This is a genomic window from Providencia sp. R33 (assembly GCF_019343475.1).
Taxonomy (GTDB): Bacteria; Pseudomonadota; Gammaproteobacteria; order Enterobacterales; family Enterobacteriaceae; genus Providencia.
Genome location: NZ_CP072453.1, coordinates 828,897 through 848,552 on the forward strand (window position 1 = coordinate 828,897; position 19,656 = coordinate 848,552).

Annotated in this window: 16 protein-coding genes; 13 read left to right on the top strand and 3 right to left on the bottom strand. The window is 42.7% G+C overall.

Features of this window, described 5'->3' with window-relative positions:
* Positions 1–33: 33 nt before the first annotated feature.
* Positions 34–1,488, bottom strand: coding sequence for a tagaturonate reductase (locus tag J6836_RS03845; protein WP_219247003.1), 1,455 nt, complete (start codon positions 1,486–1,488; stop codon positions 34–36).
* A gap of 353 nt (positions 1,489–1,841) precedes the next feature.
* Positions 1,842–2,747 (bottom strand): GntR family transcriptional regulator, encoded by a 906-nt coding sequence (locus J6836_RS03850; RefSeq protein ID WP_219247005.1) that lies wholly within the window; start codon positions 2,745–2,747, stop codon positions 1,842–1,844.
* A 142-nt stretch (positions 2,748–2,889) separates the two neighbouring features.
* On the opposite strand from J6836_RS03850, the gene J6836_RS03855 reads away from it, so the two are divergent.
* Entirely contained in the window at positions 2,890–3,906 is a 1,017-nt protein-coding gene (locus tag J6836_RS03855; protein WP_255586316.1) for a zinc-binding alcohol dehydrogenase family protein, read from the top strand.
* 48 nt (positions 3,907–3,954) lie between these two features.
* Here J6836_RS03855 and suhB read toward each other — a convergent pair whose 3' ends face one another.
* Entirely contained in the window at positions 3,955–4,758 is an 804-nt protein-coding gene (gene suhB, locus J6836_RS03860) for an inositol-1-monophosphatase (RefSeq protein WP_219247008.1), read from the bottom strand.
* 124 nt (positions 4,759–4,882) lie between these two features.
* On the opposite strand from suhB, the gene trmJ reads away from it, so the two are divergent.
* From trmJ to J6836_RS03920, 12 genes are all read left to right on the top strand, one after another.
* The gene (trmJ, locus tag J6836_RS03865; protein ID WP_219247010.1) at positions 4,883–5,614 is read left to right on the top strand and encodes a tRNA (cytosine(32)/uridine(32)-2'-O)-methyltransferase TrmJ; all 732 of its coding nucleotides are present in this window, start codon (positions 4,883–4,885) and stop codon (positions 5,612–5,614) included.
* Between the two features lie 119 nt (positions 5,615–5,733).
* The gene (gene iscR, locus J6836_RS03870) at positions 5,734–6,231 is read left to right on the top strand and encodes a Fe-S cluster assembly transcriptional regulator IscR (RefSeq protein ID WP_004264917.1); all 498 of its coding nucleotides are present in this window, start codon (positions 5,734–5,736) and stop codon (positions 6,229–6,231) included.
* Positions 6,232–6,355: 124 nt separating this feature from the next.
* Positions 6,356–7,570 carry an IscS subfamily cysteine desulfurase gene (locus tag J6836_RS03875; protein ID WP_219247012.1) on the top strand — a complete coding sequence of 405 codons (1,215 nt, stop codon included), beginning with the start codon at positions 6,356–6,358 and terminating at the stop codon, positions 7,568–7,570.
* Positions 7,571–7,594: 24 nt separating this feature from the next.
* Complete coding sequence (gene iscU / locus J6836_RS03880; RefSeq protein ID WP_206082463.1) at positions 7,595–7,981, top strand: Fe-S cluster assembly scaffold IscU; 387 nt, start codon at positions 7,595–7,597, stop codon at positions 7,979–7,981.
* A gap of 209 nt (positions 7,982–8,190) precedes the next feature.
* Positions 8,191–8,514 (top strand): iron-sulfur cluster assembly protein IscA, encoded by a 324-nt coding sequence (gene iscA / locus J6836_RS03885; protein WP_047756461.1) that lies wholly within the window; start codon positions 8,191–8,193, stop codon positions 8,512–8,514.
* A gap of 95 nt (positions 8,515–8,609) precedes the next feature.
* The gene (gene hscB, locus J6836_RS03890) at positions 8,610–9,131 is read left to right on the top strand and encodes a co-chaperone HscB (protein WP_219247014.1); all 522 of its coding nucleotides are present in this window, start codon (positions 8,610–8,612) and stop codon (positions 9,129–9,131) included.
* Between the two features lie 12 nt (positions 9,132–9,143).
* Entirely contained in the window at positions 9,144–10,994 is a 1,851-nt protein-coding gene (gene hscA / locus J6836_RS03895; RefSeq protein WP_219247015.1) for a Fe-S protein assembly chaperone HscA, read from the top strand.
* Between the two features lie 2 nt (positions 10,995–10,996).
* Entirely contained in the window at positions 10,997–11,332 is a 336-nt protein-coding gene (fdx, locus tag J6836_RS03900; RefSeq protein WP_206082460.1) for an ISC system 2Fe-2S type ferredoxin, read from the top strand.
* Positions 11,333–12,041: 709 nt separating this feature from the next.
* Complete coding sequence (gene iscX, locus J6836_RS03905; RefSeq protein WP_219247017.1) at positions 12,042–12,242, top strand: Fe-S cluster assembly protein IscX; 201 nt, start codon at positions 12,042–12,044, stop codon at positions 12,240–12,242.
* Between the two features lie 172 nt (positions 12,243–12,414).
* Complete coding sequence (pepB, locus tag J6836_RS03910) at positions 12,415–13,710, top strand: aminopeptidase PepB (RefSeq protein ID WP_219247019.1); 1,296 nt, start codon at positions 12,415–12,417, stop codon at positions 13,708–13,710.
* A gap of 126 nt (positions 13,711–13,836) precedes the next feature.
* Positions 13,837–14,289, top strand: a complete 453-nt coding sequence (locus J6836_RS03915) for an enhanced serine sensitivity protein SseB C-terminal domain-containing protein (protein WP_219247021.1) — start codon at positions 13,837–13,839, stop codon at positions 14,287–14,289.
* A gap of 317 nt (positions 14,290–14,606) precedes the next feature.
* Positions 14,607–19,646 (top strand): alpha-2-macroglobulin family protein, encoded by a 5,040-nt coding sequence (locus tag J6836_RS03920; protein ID WP_219247023.1) that lies wholly within the window; start codon positions 14,607–14,609, stop codon positions 19,644–19,646.
* Positions 19,647–19,656 lie beyond the last annotated feature (10 nt).

Genomic DNA, 19,656 nt, shown 5'->3' on the forward strand with positions numbered 1-19,656 from the left:
GTAGGGGGATTTATTGTTTTAAATAGTTATTGTTTATTTGGTGTATCGTTCTTCAAGTATTGCTTGAGTGCCACTGCGTAAAATTTGAGTAACCTTTAAGGCGATATTCTCAGTTAATGAATCAATTTGATTGAGATCTATTTCCCATAAATCTGACATGGCAAGCACATTGTAAGTGAGCTGTGTGATGTCGGTATCGTAGAGTTTGTCCCAAACTTTAAATCGTTCCAGTAAATATTCATCATCCTTCAATGGAATAGACAGATGGTTGAATTTTCCACGATAAAAAACAATTAAAGCTGCAAGTGAAAATGAAATGCAATAGGGGATAGCATTACGTTGTTGAGAATATGAGATTAACTGGGGTAATAATCGTGTTTTAAATTTAGTGAGTGAATTAAGGGAAATAGAAAGTAACTCATGCTCAATGTAGGGATTATTAAAACGGTCAATAACATCTGTGGCAAACTGATTTAACTCAGAGGGTTGTTGGGATAAAACAGGGATCACTTCATGAGTGACAAGCTCATTAACATAGGCCAAAAAGATTGGGTTGGAGGTCACCTCTCTGACGGTTTTTATGCCAGCTAAGTAAGCAACAGGTACCATTGAGGTGTGAGCACCATTAAGAATAGCAACCTTACGTTCTTTATAGGGTTTAATGTCATCAACAATTTTGATATTTAGTGGAAGAGAATTCAGCTTCAATTTTTCCTCTAAGATCTTTGGACCTTGTATGACGAATAGATAAAAATATTCAGCAGTAACGAGGAAATCGTCTTTATAGCCTAATTCGCTTTCTAGTTTTTCAATTTCGTTTTTTGGGTAGCCTGTGACTATTCTATCCACTAATGTGGAGCAAAAGGTATTGTGCTCATTTAGCCAAGTAACAAATTGACTTGGTAGCTCCCAATCTTGTGCATGTTGAAGAACAAATTCTTTAAGTTTTTCACCGTTATAATCAATTAGTTCGCAAGGTATAATAAATAAGCCTTTATTTGTATCCCCTTTAAAATATTGGTAACGATGGAACAAAAATTGGGTCAATTTACCAGGGAAGCTCTTTGCTGGTTTTTCATCAAAACAGACATCATGGTGATATACAATGCCAGCTTCAGTGGTGTTAGAAAATATCCATTGCAGCTCAGGATTTTCTGCACACTTTATAAATTCATCATATTCAGAATAAATTAGTATTTCTCTATTAACTGAATTTATAATTCTAATATCAGCAACTTGTTGCTGTTGTTCATTAAGCCCCCTGGTGATGGCTGTGTATAGGCCATCTTGCTTATTGATTGATGGGTGTGCAGAGTCAATAGGCCTTACAAGTGTAATGCCGCTATTGAAATCCGTTTTTTCATTCAGTTGGTCAACCATCCAATCAATAAATGCACGTAAAAAATTACCTTCCCCAAATTGAAGAATTTTTTCAGGGTATTGCTTTGTCACCATTGACTTTCGGTTCAGGTAATAATCCATAGCCATTCCTCTAGTTATTATGTGTATTTATGTTCTGGTGTGGACTCAGACTAGAAGTATTTAGGGGAAGGCACTATTAATTGCATCAATTTTGTGGATTAAATGGCTTTTTCATGCTTTTAATCTGTTTTTTATGAGTAAAAAACAGATTGAAATTTAATGTTGAATATATTTTTTATATTTAAATTGTTGATATTTATTAAAATAGTGGATTTTCTGCTTTTCTTTTAAAATATTATTTATTGTTTATTTGGTTTTTTTTAAGAAAAATCCAGAAAAAATAAAATAATGAAAATAAGCGTAAATGAGAAAAATCAATTGGTTCCTTATGGTGTATAACAAATTGTTGATGGCTCGATTTACTCGTAAGTTTGTTGAATAGAGTTGATCATCGTTCGTTTAGCGGTATCTAAATGGTGGCGAAGTTCATTCATTGCTACAAGGTCATTACGGCTAATTAGCGCACTGAGAATGGTCATATGCTCTTCAATTGCAAGCACATTCCGTTCTTTTAGGTCTGATTCATCCCACTGATATTGGAAGTGAAAAATAACAGTAATGATTTCAAGTGACTGATTAAAGAAAGGGTTATTAGCACCAGATAAAATTAAACTGTGTAATTCGTAGTCGAGTTGAGAGAAGTCTCGGTAGTTTATTGTGACTGTTTCCCTCAGTGCGCGATGCTTTAAAAGTAACTCTTTCGCTAAAATCCAGCGATGGTCATCCGCGGGTAAGTTTAAAAAATGTGTTAATGCATTGGTTTCAAGTAACTCTCTAAATTCAAATAATTTCTCTGCATACTCGCGGGAAAATTTCATCATGTGCCAGTTGCCGCGATGGGTGTTTTGAATCAGACCATAACGTGAAAACTCAACTAAAAACTCACGTACAACACTAGAATTCACATGGCTTTTTTTAGCTAATTGGAGTTCAGTAAAAGTGTCACCTGGCATCAATTCTTTGTCTTTTATCATTTGATAAAAGGCTTTTTCGAATAAAACGATTTGTTGATCGGGGAGGCTAGACTCAACGGGGAAGAAATCATTTTTGTTAGGATATCGGGAAACATGATATTCACTTCCTTGTTTTTCAATGATTTTCTTTTCTAATAAATATTCAATCGTATGCCTTACCGTCGTACGACTGATATTAAACATCTCTGCTAGGGATGATTGAGAAGGAAATGGCGAAGATAGTAGATTTTTATGAATAGCATCTAGGAATTCATTAATTGAACTGTAACGTAAGTTTTTACTTCTTACCATCTCCAGAATCCTTTTGTGATTTTTATGTTTAAAAAACCGATTTAAAACCGATTTGAAAACATTTAATCACAAAAATTAGTTGTTTAATACCTAATTGATGTTTTTTAAATTAAAAAAGACAGGTTAATTGATGGAGGGTGATATGAAGCAATTGATTTGTCAGGAACCAAAAAAATTAGTTTACCAGCAAGTGGAAGAACCTGTTGTTAAGGCAGGGCGAGTCAAAATAAAGATACATGCAGTAGGCATTTGTGGAACAGATATTCATGCGTGGGGGGGGAATCAGCCCTTTTTTCAGTATCCTCGTGTCTTAGGGCATGAAATTTCGGGGACTATTTGTGCCGTTGCTGATGATATAAAACAATGGAAAGTGGGGCAGCGTGTTGCTGTAATGCCTTATGTGGCATGCTATGAATGTGGTGCATGTAAAAGCGGGAAAACCAATTGTTGTGAAAAAATTTCAGTGATTGGTGTGCACGAAGATGGTGGATTTTGTGAATATCTGAATGTTCCTGAAAAAAATATATTAGCCATTGAAGACAGCGTGTCTGATATTGATGGAGCATTAATTGAACCTTTCGCTATTAGTGCCCACGCGGTGAGACGAGCACAAATTAAACCGCATGATGCCATTCTTGTCGTCGGTGCGGGGCCTATTGGTCTTGGCGTTGCAGCAATTGCAAAAGCTGATGGAGCAAATGTTCTTGTTGCTGATACTAGCTTGGCAAGACGACAACATGTTGAAAAAGTGCTGGGTATAAAAACTTGTGATCCTGCTTCTGAGGACTATCTGTCCGTCATTGAAGCCTATTTTGGCGGGATGTTAGCCGAAAAAGTGATTGATGCCACGGGTAACCCGCATGCGATGAATAATACCGTTAATTTAATTCGTCATGGTGGAAAAATTATTTTTGTAGGGTTATTCAAAGGCAACCTTTCATTCTCTGATCCTGATTTTCATAAAAAAGAAACCACAATGATGGGCAGCCGTAATGCGACCCCTGAAGATTTTAATAAAGTTGCTAGGTTGATGGCTGAAGGTAAAATATCAAGTGAACTGATGCTTACTCACCAATTTGATTTTGATTCGATAGGTGAGCGTTATGAGCAAGATGTCATCAATAATCGTGACTTAATCAAAGGCGTTATTTTATTTTAAAATGACCATAAAAAAGCCCACATCTGTGGGCTTCTATCAATATTCTGATTAACGTTTTAACGCTTCAGATAATTCATCTTTCATGACAGACAATATATCACGAACGACGCGCGGGCTGCCCGCAACTAAGTTGCCAGAAGCTAAGTAGTTATGACCACCGATAAAATCGGTCATGATCCCGCCTGCTTCACGCATAATGAGTTCGCCACCTAAGAAATCCCATGGTTTTAAACCGATTTCAAAGTAAGCATCGACACGGCCAGCCGCCACATAGCATAAGTCTAATGCCGCAGAACCTGTACGACGGAAATCAGCGCATTTATCAAACATCGCTGTCATGATGTTCATAAATACAGGGGCATGTTGTTTTTGTTTGAATGGGAAGCCCGTTGCAACGATAGCACCGTCAAGGTCACGTTTCTCATCGATACGGACACGATAGCCGTTCAACTGTGCGCCTTGTCCACGAACCGCGCTGAATAACTCATTACGCATTGGGTCGTAAACCACAGCAACTTCAGTACGGCCTTTAACGCGTACAGCGATAGAAACAGAGAAGTGAGGGAGACGTTTTGTGAAGTTGGTAGTGCCATCCAGTGGATCGATTACCCATTGAATATCATCATCTTTACCTAATAATTCACCACTTTCTTCAGTGATGATTGTGTGGTCTGGGTAAGATTTACGAATGATTTCAATAATTAATTGCTCAGATTCTTGGTCAACATTGGTAACGAAATCGTTCGTCCCTTTCTGAGTGACTTTAATATTGCTAGGCATTTCATAGTTTTTAGCTATGTGATTACCGGCCTTACGTGCGGCACGTATGGCGATGTTAAGCATCGGATGCATGGGCTTTTTCCACTGGGATGTTAAAGAACAAAAAAACTTGAGAGCCGAAGTATATAGATGTTCGTCACAATAAGCAATTTTGTGTTAAGCTATGCCGATAATTTTTTCATTAAACGTATAAAACATGTTAGAAAATATTCGTATCGTTCTTGTTGAAACCTCACACACTGGCAATATGGGCTCTACGGCTCGTGCAATGAAAACCATGGGGCTTTCAAACCTATACCTCGTTAATCCGCTTGTCGAACCCGATTCGCATTCAATTGCGCTTTCTGCTGGGGCGAGTGATGTCATTGGTAACGCGACCATTGTAAAAACCTTAGATGAAGCCCTTGAAGGGTGCAAATTGGTGATTGGAACCAGCGCACGTTCACGGACATTGTCTTGGCCGATGGTTGAGCCACGGGAATGCGGTGTAAAATCTGTCGAACAATCAAAAGAATCACCAGTCGCAATCGTTTTTGGCCGTGAACGAGTTGGGTTAACCAACGAAGAACTGCAAAAATGCCAGTATCATTTGTATATCCCAACTAACCCAGAGTACGGTTCTTTAAACCTTGCGATGGCGGTACAATTGGTGAGTTATGAGATCCGTATGGCGTATTTAGCCATGGATGAAAAAAATGCGGTGATCTCAAATGATGATGAGGTAGAATATCCACCCTCTGAAGATGTTGAGCGTTTTTATGTGCACCTTGAGAGCGTATTAAACGAGTCGGGCTTTATTCGCAAAGCACATCCGGGCTTAATTATGAATAAGTTACGCCGTTTATTTACCCGTGCACACATAGAGACACAAGAGCTACACATTTTGCGCGGTATCTTAACGTCGATGGAAAAATGGGCGAAAAAGTGAGGCGAAATCCGTGGTGAAAGTCAGTGAATAATACTTGAGTAAAATAGTCAGGTAAATAGTTGACTAAATTACTCAGGAATGTCACAATTCAGCCATATTTTACCACGGAGTAATATGTTATGAGACTCACTTCCAAAGGACGTTACGCAGTAACTGCGATGCTCGATGTCGCATTACACTCTCAGTCAGGTCCAGTACCTTTAGCTGATATTTCTGAACGTCAGGGAATTTCCCTCTCTTATCTTGAGCAACTTTTCTCTCGTTTACGCAAAAACGAGCTAGTTTCTAGCGTCCGCGGTCCGGGCGGTGGTTATTTGCTTGGTAGAGACGCTGACCAAATTTTTGTTGCTGAAGTAATCGCTGCGGTTGATGAATCTGTTGATGCGACTCGTTGCCAAGGTAATAAAGAAGGTTGCCAAAACGGTGACCGCTGCTTAACGCATGCATTATGGCGTGACTTAAGCGACAGAATCACCAGTTTCCTCAGCAGCATCAGTCTTGATGAGCTCGTGAAAAACCAAGAAGTGATGGTTGTTGCTGACAGACAAGATAATGAACAGCGCAAAACCATGCCAAATGGCATTACGCCTGAATCCATTATCAATGTACGTGCTTAAAATATTATATTAAAAATTGCAGTCGATACCGAGTAGTGAGTGCCTAGACGAAGAGCTAAGTTCCGCCATCGGTATCTTTAGAAAATTAAAGGCAAGTTAACTTGTCCTTTGGAGTATGTGAGCAATGAAATTACCAATCTATCTTGATTATTCAGCAACAACACCGGTTGACCCGCGTGTGGCTGAAAAAATGATGCAATGCTTAACGATGGATGGGAACTTCGGTAACCCAGCGTCCCGTTCTCACCGTTTTGGCTGGCAAGCCGAAGAAGCGGTTGATATTGCACGTAACCAAATCGCTGAATTAGTGGGGGCTGACCCACGTGAAATCGTCTTTACATCAGGTGCAACCGAGTCTGATAACTTAGCCATTAAAGGCGCAGCGAACTTCTATAAGAAGAAAGGCAACCACATTATTACGTGTAAAACGGAACATAAAGCCGTTTTAGACACTTGCCGCCAATTAGAGCGTGAAGGCTTCGAAGTGACCTATTTGTCACCGCAAAGCAATGGCTTAATTGCGATGCAAGACCTGATTGACGCTATCCGCGAAGAGACTATCTTGATTTCTATCATGCATGTGAACAACGAAATCGGTGTGGTTCAGGATATCGAGGCTATCGGTGAATTATGCCGTAGCAAAGGGATTATTTTCCATGTTGATGCAACACAAAGTGTCGGTAAATTACCTATCGACTTAAGCGCATTAAAAGTGGATTTAATGTCATTCTCTGCACATAAACTCTATGGCCCTATGGGGATCGGTGCGTTATACGTTCGCCGTAAACCTCGTATTCGCCTTGAAGCTCAGCAACACGGTGGTGGTCATGAGCGCGGCATGCGTTCAGGCACATTACCTGTGCATCAAATCGTGGGTATGGGTGAAGCTTACCGTATCGCTAAAGAAGAAATGGCGGCGGAATCTGAGCGCCTGCGTGGTCTGCGTTTACGTTTATGGAATGGCATTAAAGATATCGAAGAAGTTTACCTCAATGGTGATTTAGAACACGGTGCGCCGCACATTCTGAACGTCAGCTTCAACTATGTTGAAGGTGAATCACTGATGATGTCATTAAAAGATTTGGCTGTATCTTCAGGTTCTGCATGTACTTCTGCAAGCCTAGAACCTTCTTATGTACTGCGCGCTTTAGGGATGAATGATGAGCTAGCACACAGCTCAATCCGTTTCTCTTTAGGTCGTTTCACGACAGAAGAAGAAATTGACTATGCAATCAAAATGATTCATGGCGCAATTGGCCACTTACGCGAGCTGTCTCCTTTATGGGATATGTTTAAAGACGGCGTAGATCTTAACAGCATCGAATGGTCTCACCATTAATCAGACGGTTTCAGGAGTTTAAAAATGGCTTACAGTGAAAAAGTTATCGATCATTATGAAAACCCACGCAACGTTGGCTCGTTCGACAACAGCGACCCAAGCGTTGGTAGCGGTATGGTAGGTGCACCTGCTTGTGGTGACGTCATGAAGCTACAAATCAAAGTTAGTGATGACGGCATTATTGAAGATGCACGCTTTAAAACTTACGGTTGCGGCTCAGCGATTGCATCAAGTTCACTGGTTACTGAGTGGATGAAAGGCAAAAGTTTAGACGAAGCGGAGTCAATCAAAAATACAGCGATTGCAGAAGAGTTAGAATTGCCGCCAGTGAAAATTCACTGCTCAATCTTGGCTGAAGATGCAATTAAAGCTGCTATTGCAGATTACAAAAGCAAACGCCAAAGCAAATAAGGTTTAAATCAGTTTATAGGGCAACCCATATTAATAAATAACAAAAAGTTATTGCCCTATATCTGGTCAAAATATCGGTCATCCAACATGTTGAATATCGCTAAGTAAGTGATTACTTATCAACAGGATGAAAGATATAAAAATAATTTGAAGGCGGATGCGACAATTGTGTAGCATCTGCCTTGTTTGTTTCTAAAGTGAGGTTTGCAATGTCTATTTCTCTTACAGAAAGTGCAGCGCTGCGTATTCAATCTTTCCTGCAAAATCGCGGTAAAGGTGAAGGTTTGCGTTTAGGTGTAAGAACTTCAGGTTGTTCAGGAATGGCATATGTTCTTGAGTTCGCTGATATAATCAATGAAGAAGACACAGTTTTCGAAGATAAAGGTGTAAAAGTCATTGTTGATGGTAAAAGCATCGTTTATCTGGATGGTACCGAGCTGGATTTCGTCAAAGAAGGCTTAAACGAAGGGTTTAAATTCAATAACCCTAACGTCAATAGCGAATGCGGATGCGGTGAAAGTTTTCACGTATAATGCCTTCATAAACGCATGATTTTCGACCAATGTAGCTGATACTGTTAAACAACGTGTTTGTTGCATTGGTAACCGGTTCGAGACACTAAGCACTTATGGATTACTTTACTCTCTTTGGGTTAACCCAAAATTACGCAATTGATAGCGAACAACTTACACAGCGCTTTCAAGATTTACAGCGTCAATACCACCCTGATCGTTTTGCTGCTTCTTCTGAGCAGGAAAAAATGCAAGCCCTTCAAAAAGCTGCCACGATTAACGCGGCTTACCAATCTTTACGCCATCCGCTAAAACGGGCGGAATATCTGCTTTCATTGCATGGTTTCGATATTAATAATGAACAACATACTATGCATGATACGGCATTTTTGATGGAGCAACTTGAGCTGCGTGAAGAGCTCGACAATATTGAAAATAGTGCCAATACGCTTGATTTATTGGCCGTGTTTATGAAGAACGTCAAAAAAATGCAGCAAGATAGAAGCCTGTTAATGGTCAACGAATTGGATGCGATGCAGTGGGATAAAGCCGCTGATACTGTACGTAAACTGCGTTTTCTTGATAAGTTGCAGCAACAAGCTGAGCAGCTCGAAGAACGGTTACTGGACGAATTTTAAGAGAAAACGATTATGGCCTTATTACAAATCAGTGAACCGGGTATGACCGCTGCGCCGCACCAACGTAAATTGGCGGCAGGTATCGACTTAGGAACAACACACTCGTTGATTGCCACGGTACGCAGTGGTGAAGCTGCCGCGCTACCCGATAGCCTAGGGCGCGTTTTGCTACCTTCTATCGTTAATTACCAAACTGATGCAAAGCGCGTTGGTTGGGAGGCAAAGCAGCTCGCAGAACAAGACCCTGTAAATACCATTATTTCCGTAAAAAGAATGATGGGGCGTTCATTGGCAGATATTCAAAAACGCTACCCTGATTTACCTTATCAACTGACTGCCAGTGAAAACGGATTACCGTTCATCCATACAGCAGCAGGGCAAGTTGACCCTATTCAAGTGTCATCAGATATCTTAAAAACACTGGCACAGCGCGCTGAAAACACCCTTGGTGGTGAAATGGATGGCGTGGTGATCACCGTGCCAGCCTATTTTGATGATGCGCAGCGTCAAGGTACTAAAGATGCCGCACGCCTTGCTGGTTTGCATGTATTGCGTTTGCTCAATGAGCCGACTGCCGCCGCAATTGCTTATGGTTTAGACTCAGGCCAAGAAGGGGTTATCGCCGTTTATGACCTCGGTGGTGGCACATTTGACGTATCAATCTTACGTTTAAGCCGTGGTGTGTTTGAAGTGTTAGCCACGGGGGGCGATACCGCGCTCGGTGGTGATGATTTTGACCAAGTGCTTGCGCAGTGGATTGCCGACCAAGCCGGTGTTTCACTGCAAGGTGACCACCATTTAAATCGCCAATTATTGAATATTGCCACTGACATAAAAATTGCGTTGAGTGATGCAGATACCGCAGCTATTCAGCTTGCCAATTGGCAGGGTGAAATTCACCGTGAACAATTTGAAGCGCTGATTGAAACGCATATCAAACGTACGTTAATGGCGTGCCGCCGTGCATTAAAAGATGCGGGTGTAGAGGCGGATGAAGTACTGAATGTCGTGATGGTTGGCGGTTCGACTCGAGTGCCACTTGTGCGCCAAAAAGTGGGGGAGTTTTTTGGTAAAACACCACTAACTTCCATCGACCCTGATAAAGTTGTCGCCATTGGCGCAGCTATTCAAGCTGATATTTTAGTGGGCAATAAGCCCGACAGCGATATGCTGTTACTGGATGTGATCCCACTTTCCCTTGGTTTAGAAACTATGGGTGGCTTAGTAGAAAAAGTCATTCCACGTAACACCACTATTCCTGTTGCACGTGCACAAGAATTTACCACATTCAAAGATGGCCAAACCGCCATGAGTGTTCATGTGGTGCAAGGCGAGCGCGAAATGGTGGCAGACTGCCGCTCTTTAGCGCGTTTTACTTTGCGAGATATCCCTGCAATGGCGGCGGGTGGCGCACATATTCGTGTCACATTCCAAGTGGACGCCGATGGTTTGCTCAGCGTGAGCGCTATGGAAAAATCCACAGGAGTAGAAGCCTCAATTCAAGTTAAACCATCCTATGGTTTAACGGACAATGAAATTTCAAACATGATTAAAGATTCAATGACTAACGCGCAAGATGATTTAACTGCGCGCCGCCTAGCGGAGCAAAAAGTTGAAGCGGCAAGAGTGCTTGAAAGTTTAACGAGCGCATTAGAGCAAGATGCCAATTTACTGACACCAACCGAAGAGTCAGAAATTGATAATGCGGTCAATGAGTTAATTAAAGCGGTTGAGGGCACAGACCCCATCGCAATTGAAAATGCCATTAAACAACTGGATAAGCAATCGCAGGATTTTGCTGCGCGTCGAATGGATGCTTCTATTCGCCAAGCGTTGTCAGGCCATTCTGTGGATGAGATATAATTATGCCTAAAATAGTTTTTTTACCTCATAGTGATTTATGTCCAGACGGTGCCGTTGTTGAAGCACAAGAGGGCGAGTCGATTTTAAACGTGGCACTGCGTAGCGGTATCGAACTGGAACATGCATGTGAGAAATCCTGTGCTTGCACAACCTGCCACTGCATAGTTCGCGAAGGCTTTGATTCTCTAGAAGAAAGCAGTGAATTAGAAGACGACATGTTGGATAAAGCATGGGGCCTAGAACCCGAAAGCCGACTGAGTTGCCAAGCAATGGTAGCGGATGAGGATTTGGTCGTTGAATTACCGAAATATACGATTAACCACGCCCGTGAACACTGATTTTTGTCATACTTCACGCTCTCGCGGTGTTGGCTTCTTTCAAGTACTCGAGTCACATACTAATGTATGCTCCCCGAGATACTTTCAATTGCCGCCTAGCGAGAACATGAATTATTTAAAAAATCGAAATGGTCGTCATATTTCGCGCTCTCGCGGTGTTGGCTTCTTTCAAGTACTCGGGTCACATACTAATGTATGCTCCCCGAGATACTTTCAATTGCCGCCTAGCGAGAACATGAATTATTTAAAAAATCGAAATGGTCGTCATATTTCGCGCTCTCGCGGTGTTGGCTTCTTTCAAGTACTCGGGTCACATACTAATGTATGCTCCCCGAGATACTTTCAATTGCCGCCTAGCGAGAACATGAATTATTTAAAAAATCGAAATGGTCGTCATACTTCACGCTCTCGCGGTGTTGGCTTCTTTCAAGTACTCGGGTCACATACTAATGTATGCTCCCCGGGATACTTTCAATTGCCGCCTAGCGAGAACATGAATTATTTAAAAAATCGAAATGGTCGTCATATTTCGCGCTCTCGCGGTGTTGGCTTCTTTCAAGTACTCGGGTCACATACTAATGTATGCTCCCCGAGATACTTTCAATTGCCGCCTAGCGAGAACATGAATTATTTAAAAAATCGAAATGGTCGTCATATTTCGCGTATTGAAGTGCTGATGAAAGCTTGATAATCAAATTGGTGAGAGAACATGAGCTTAAAATGGTCAAATAGCCGTGAAATCGGTGAAGCATTGTATGATGCATTTCCAGATACTGATCCAAAAACAGTGCGTTTTACCGATATGCATCAGTGGATTTGCGATTTAGAAGAGTTTGATGATGATCCGCAAAAGTCAAACGAAAAAATCCTTGAGGCTATCTTATTAGTTTGGCTGGATGAGTTCGAATAATTAGCAATAAACACTAAAAACCGAGTGGCTATTAGAAATAGTGCTCGGTTTTTTATTTTATATCAGCACTATAATGATATCCCTAGCGCTATTAATCAGTTAAGGTAATGACATCTGCCGACAGATTATTGGGCTTTTGCTGTCTGCAAAAATAGACAAAGTGAGAGAAACGATGACAAAACAAATTATGCCAGTAATGATTTCTTGTGAGCCTGCAGCACCGTGTTGGGGTGAAGGCGCATTGTTAAGCTCTGGCGATAAAGGGATGACAATTCACCTGAAACATGCCGGTAAACTCTGTGCAGTGCAAAGCGCGGGGCGCAAATTAGATAGCCAAGGTATTCGCAATGTTGCATTGACTGGCGAAGGCTGGGATTTAGAAAAAAGCTGGGCATTTTGGCAAGGTTTTCGTGCGCCAAAAGGGGCGAGAACTATTGAATGGCCAGTATTGCCAGAAGATGACCGTAAAGAATTAGAAAACCGCATTCGCACCGTTGATTGGGTGCGCGATGTGATTAACGCGCCAGCAGAGGAGCTAGGTCCTGAGCAATTGGCTCAACGTGCTATCGATTTACTCTGTACCGTTGGTGCGCAAGATATTAGCTACCGTATTGTAAAAGGTGACGATTTACTAGAACAAGGCTACACCGGTATTCATACCGTCGGCCGTGGCTCTAGCCGCCCACCGGTATTCTTAGCGCTCGATTATAACCCAGGTGCAAACCCAGATGCGCCAGTATTCGCTGCATTAGTGGGTAAAGGAATTACATTCGATTCAGGTGGTTACAGTATCAAGCCATCTTCTTCCATGAACTCCATGAAAGCGGATATGGGCGGTGCAGCAACATTGGCGGGCTCATTAGCATTGGCGATTTCCCGCGGTCTGAAAAAACGCGTCAAAATGTTCCTGTGCCTTGCAGATAACATGGTCAGTGGCAACGCCTTTAAATTAGGCGATATTATTCGCTACCGTAATGGTAAATCGGTTGAAATCATGAATACGGATGCGGAAGGCCGCTTGGTCCTCGCGGATGGTCTGATTGATGCAAGCAAAGAAAAACCGACACTTATCATCGACGCAGCGACCTTAACAGGTGCAGCCAAAACCGCAGTTGGTGGTGACTACCATAGCGTATTAAGCTTTGATGATAAACTGGTTGCTGACTTAATGAGCGCATCAGATGCGGAATTTGAACTGTTCTGGCGCTTGCCATTAGCGGAATTTCACCGCCAACAGTTGCCATCAGGCTTTGCCGATTTAAATAATATTGCAGCACCGTCACACACTGCAGGTGCGAGCACCGCAGCGGCGTTTTTATCTCACTTTGTCGAAAATTATCGTCAAAATTGGGTGCATATTGACTGCTCTGCAACGTACCGTAAATCACCTGTCAGCTTATGGGCTGAAGGTGCAACGGGTATTGGTGTGCGAACATTAGCGAATTTATTAATCAGTAAAGCAAAATAAATCGCGGTTATTGATATCAGGCACGAAAGGGAAACTTTTCGTGCCTATTTTTTTACCTCAACAATTTTTACCTCAACGAAAGTACGCGTATAATAAGCAATTATTTTCTTATGGTAGGGGATGAGCATGTCGCAGCAACCGAACAATAACAATGCTAATCAAGAAACTGAGATCCAATTCACAGAGTTAACGGTGCCAAAAGGTTCTTCACTAAAATTAAGTGTGTTAGACGAAGAGCCGCAAGTGATTGTTGATGCACTGACCGAGTTCTTTAAGCAACATAAAGTTGTCAGACGGGCCTTTATGGTGTCAGCGCTTGAAGATGATGAGGGTGACGAAAACCCTATCTTAATGATCGCATTAGAATTTACGACAGGCGCAGAGAATATCGATACGATTATTCATGAAGCGGGCACATTGGCTTGCGAGTATTTAAACGATGATGAATCAATTGATTTTTGTGTGGTGAATGAACATGAAAAAGGCATTAGCCATTTTATTACCCAACATGTTCAGCCATTTTATCAGCGCCGTTTAGGCAGTTTTTTACGTGATACCATCCCAGTAAAAAATACCTAATAAAATTCCGTATTGAGTGGGGGAATTGTATTTTCTCACTCATAAATGGATAATAGATAATTAATTACACTTATATTCCGCTTTCTATTTATAAAATATCCCGCAATAGCACTGTTTTTGCCTCTGATAGCTTTTTCCGTTTTGTCTGATAGGTCTTTTTATTACATTCTGTTAAATTATGTCGATGAATGAAACAAATATCTATCGTTTTCATTTATGCATAATTTAAAGCCATTCTAAATGCATAATGGGTTTTAACCTCCTGTTAAGGCCTCAAAAAAACAGCATATTTCTAACTAATTAAAGGGCGGGCGGTAATGAAACAACAATCAAGTTGGGCTTCATTGGCGGGTCTAAAAACGAAAAAACGTTATATTGCAATCGCATTAGCATCGGTCGTGGCATTATCTGGCTGTGATGATACGGCGAAAGAGCCAACGACCAAAGAAAACAATGTCGCATCGTCGGCAGAAAACCAAACTAAAACTGCACCAGTTGCCGAGCAGAAAAAAGCGGCTCCAAAACTTTCCACTGAAGAGCTCATTAAAAAGTACGCAGGGAAAGATTTAACGGTGTTGGATGCGTCTGAACTGCAACTTGATGGCGCAAGTGCGATGGTGATTACGTTCTCGGTTCCGCTGCAAGCAAACCAAGATTTTGGGCAGTTTGTGAACCTGATTGATGTGAAATCAGGAAAATTAGATGGTGCTTGGGAACTGTCTGATAACCAAATGGAACTGCGTTTTCGCCATTTACCTCCGTCAAAAGAATTAAACCTCACCATTAACCCAGGCATTAAAGCGGTTAATGAGCGTACCATTTCTGAAACGTTCGATAAAAAATTCACCACGGCGCAAATCATCCCTACCGTTGGCTTTGCAAGTAAAGGTTCTTTACTGCCAAGTAAAGTGGCGCAAGGCTTGCCTGTTATTGCGTTGAATGTTGATAAAGTGGATGTGAATTTCTTCCGTGTGGACGAAAAACAGTTGCCGCAATTTTTAGCCCAGTGGCAATACCGCAGCAATTACGAGTATTGGTACTCAGAAGAGTTTCTCGATAAGGTCGAATTGGCCTATACCGGGCGTTTTGATTTAAACCCAGATAAAAATACCCGCCAAACTGTTTTACTGCCGCTAAAAGATATCAAAGAACTTCAGCAAGATGGCGTGTACCTCGCCATCATGCAAAAAGCGGGTTCATACAGCTATCAATTCCCAGCGACAGTGTTTACGTTGAGTGATATTGGTGTATCGCTGCACAGTTACCAAGACCGTGTGGATATTTTTACTCAGTCATTAGCCAAAGGTTCCGCAATTAAAGGTGTGGAACTGCGCATTTTGGATGAAAAAGGCCAATTAGTGACCAAAGGCACCACTGACGGTGACGGTCATGCGCAATTAGATAAACTGGCAGGTGGTAAGTTATTACTGGCAACCCACGATGGGCAAACCAGTATGATTGATTTAACGCAGCCTGCGTTAGATCTGTCTGAATTCGATATTTCAGGGCCAGAAGGCTTTGCAAAACAATTCTTTACCTTTGGTCCTCGTGATTTGTATCGTCCGGGTGAATTATTACTCGTGAACGGTTTACTGCGTGATGGCGACGGTAACCCTGTTAAATCCCAGCCGGTTAAAGTCGATATTTTGAAAACCGATGGGCAAGTGGTGCGCAGCTTTGTTTGGCAACCTGAGGAAAACCAAAATGGGTTATATCAATACCAATTTGAAATTCCAAAAAATGCAGAAACAGGTGGCTGGTCATTACGCTTTGATTTAGGGGATGGTTCCCCGCAGCGTTACTACAAATTCAATGTTGAAGATTTTATGCCAGAGCGTATGGCATTAGAAATCGTTGGCAGTGACGTTCCACGTTTAACGGATCAATCCGTTGATTTTGATATTCAAGGCCGTTATCTGTATGGCGCACCGGCAGCAAGCAATGAGCTGCAAGGGCAAATACTCCTGAAAGCCAACCGTGAAGCGGTCGCAAAATTACCCGGCTTTGAATTTGGTGCCGTCAATGAAGAAGGCCTACCGCGTAAGCTGGATGAATTTGACCTGACACTTGATAGTAATGGCGAAACCGTTATTTCTATCCCAAATAGCAATTGGAGTTCAACTCGTTCGCCAATTTCTGCGGTGTTACAAGCTAGCTTATTAGAAGCGGGTGGTCGCCCAGTGACGCGCCGTGCGGAACAAGCAATTTGGCCAGCGGAAAAACTGGTGGGTATTCGCCCATTATTCGCGAAAAAAGAAATCTATGATTACCGCACCGACCGCTATGTAAAACGCCACAATGTGGATGAAAATTCACTGGCTGAGTTTGAGTTAGTCATGGCCGATGCGGCGGGTAATAAACTAGCTGCTGACAACTTAACCGTGCGTTTAGTGTATGAGCGCCGTGATTATTACTGGAGCTGGTCTGAAAGCGGTGGTTGGTCATCCAATTACGACCAAAAAGATTTAGTTATGGCGAATGAAAATATCGCGATTGCCAAAGACGGCACCGCCAAAGTTTCCTTCCCTGTGGATTGGGGCGCATTCCGTATTGAAGTGCTGAACCCAGAAAATCAATTAGTCTCTAGCCTGCAATTCTGGGCTGGGTATTCATGGCAAGATAACACTGGCGGAAGCGGTTCGGTGCGCCCTGACCAAGTGAAATTAAGCCTGAACAAACCCGCTTATTTACCGGGTGAAAAAGCGAAAGTTCGCATTGAATCACCAAAAGCAGGTAAAGGTTATGTGCTTCTTGAGTCGAGCAATGGCCCGCTGTGGTGGGAAGAGATTGATGTGCCTGAAAAAGGCTTAGACGTTGAAGTGCCAGTGAATAAAGAGTGGGCACGTCACGACTTATATATCTCAGCCGTTGTCGTTCGTCCGGGAGATGACTCGAAAGAAGCAACGGTAAAACGTGCCGTAGGTGTGTTGCATCTGCCAATCGCAGATGAAAACCGTAAAATTGCTTTAGCGCTAACGTCACCAGACAAAATGCGTCCAAACCAAGACTTAACGGTGAAAATTAAAGCGACAGCGCAAGATGGCAAGCCACTGCCTGAAAAAGTGAATGTGCTGTTATCTGCGGTGGATACGGGTGTACTGAATATCACTGATTTCAAAACGCCAGATCCATACGACGCGTTCTTTGGTCGTAAGCGTTACAGTGTCGACCAATATGACGTTTATGGCCATCTGATTGAAGGGCAAGGTAAAGTTGCAAGCCTGCGCTTTGGTGGTGATAGCGAAGATGCAGCGCTGGAACGTGGTGGTATGAAGCCACTGACGGAAGTACAAATTATCGCTGAGCAAGCCAAACCTGTCACGCTGGATAAAAATGGGGAAGGGGAAATTTCCCTCGCAATTCCTGATTTTAATGGTGAATTACGTGTGATGGCGCAAGCATGGAATGAAAAAGATTTCGGCCATGCAGACAGTAAAGTGATTGTTGCAGCGCCGTTAGTGACGCAGATGTCGATGCCTCGCTTTATGGCGGGTGGGGACAAGTCCTATTTTGCCCTCGATCTAACGAACATGACTGACAACACGCAAAACCTGACAGTGAATTTCAAAGCGTCGGGTATGGTGAAGCTGGATGGTGTGACGAGCCGTGAATTAGAGCTGCCAAAAGGTAAGCGCACGACAATCAACTTACCTGTCAAAGCAGATTATGGCTTCGGTCAAGGTGAAGTGTCGATGACCATTAACGGCATGAAGATTGACGGGGAAGCAAATAAAGACTACAGCAATAGCTGGAAAGTGGGTGTTCGCCCTGCACAGCCTGCGGAAACAATCGCATTCGCAACGGCAATTGAGCCAGGCACCGTGTGGTCATTGCCAGCCAACCAGCTGGCAGCATTGAACCCAGAAACTCTGGAAGGGCAAGTACTGTTGACTAGCCGCCCGCCGTTAGATATTTCTCGTTATATTCGTGAACTCTTTGCGTATCCGTATGGTTGCCTTGAGCAAACCATCAGCGGCTTGTATCCATCTTTATTCTCGACACAAGCGGAGCTGAACAAGCTAGGCATTAAAACGCAAACAGATGCGGATCGCCATAAAGCGATTGAAATTGGTATTCCACACCTGCTAAGTATGCAGCGTGGTGACGGTGGTTTCTCCTTATGGGATAGAAATGGCCGTGAAGAATACTGGTTAACGGCTTATGCTGCGGACTTCTTAAATAAAGCGAATCAACGTGGTTTCACCGTTCCGCAAGATGCACTGAGCAACGCTAATACGCGTTTATTAAGCTACTTGCAAGATGGTAACCAAATCAATTACCCATACACTGACAACCAGCCAGCAGCGCGCTTTGCGACACAGGCGTATGCAGGTTTAGTGTTAGCATCGCAGCAAAAAGCGCCATTAGGGGCACTGCGCCAGCTGTACAGCCAAAGTAACAATGCAATCAGCGGGTTACCATTGGTTCAGTTAGGGGTTGCATTAAACCTGATGGGGGATAAATCCCGCGGTGAAAGTGCGATTATTGAGGGCTTGAAAAAACAGCGTACTGGTTATAACTATATCGGTGATTACGGCTCAACCATTCGTGATGATGCAATGATTATTGCGTTATTAAACGAATACAATTTGATGCCAAAATCCCGTGACCAAAAACTGCAAACGCTGTCAAATAACCTGACTTCGCAACGTTATTTCTCAACACAAGAAAGCAACGCACTATTCTTAGCAGGTCGCTTCTACTTGAATGATTCTGAAGCACCTTGGAAAGCGTTAATTAACGGGCAAGAACCGCCGATGATTTCGGATAAGCCGGTTAGCGAGTTCTTAAGCAAAGGCCAAATTCAAAACGGCTATAGCATTGAAAACAGTGGTACAAACACATTGTATACGCGCCTGAATGTGGTGGGTTACCCGCAACGTTCACCGAAGCCAATGTCGAATGTGCTGGGAATTCAACGCAGCTACTTTGATATGAAAGGAAACCGTATTTCACTGGATAGATTAAGAAGCGGTGAAATGGTGGTGGTGAAACTGGAAGTTCAAGCGTCACAAAGCGTGCCAGATGCGCTGGTGGTGGATTTACTGCCTGCGGGCTTAGAATTGGAAAACCAGAACTTAGCCAATAGCAGCGCGAATTTAAGTGAATCTGCGCCGAACTTGCAAGAACTGATTGATGACATGCAACAATCGCAAATTCGTCATATGGAATACCGTGACGACCGCTTTGTGGCTGCCGTTGAAGTTCAGCAGTATCGCCCAACCACCTTGGTTTACTTAGCGCGAGCCGTGACACCGGGTGTGTATAGCATCCCTGTCCCACAAGTTGAGTCGATGTACGTCCCTGATTGGCGTGCTACGGGCTACTCAGAAGGCCAAGTGGAAATCGTTCGCTAGTTATCACCTT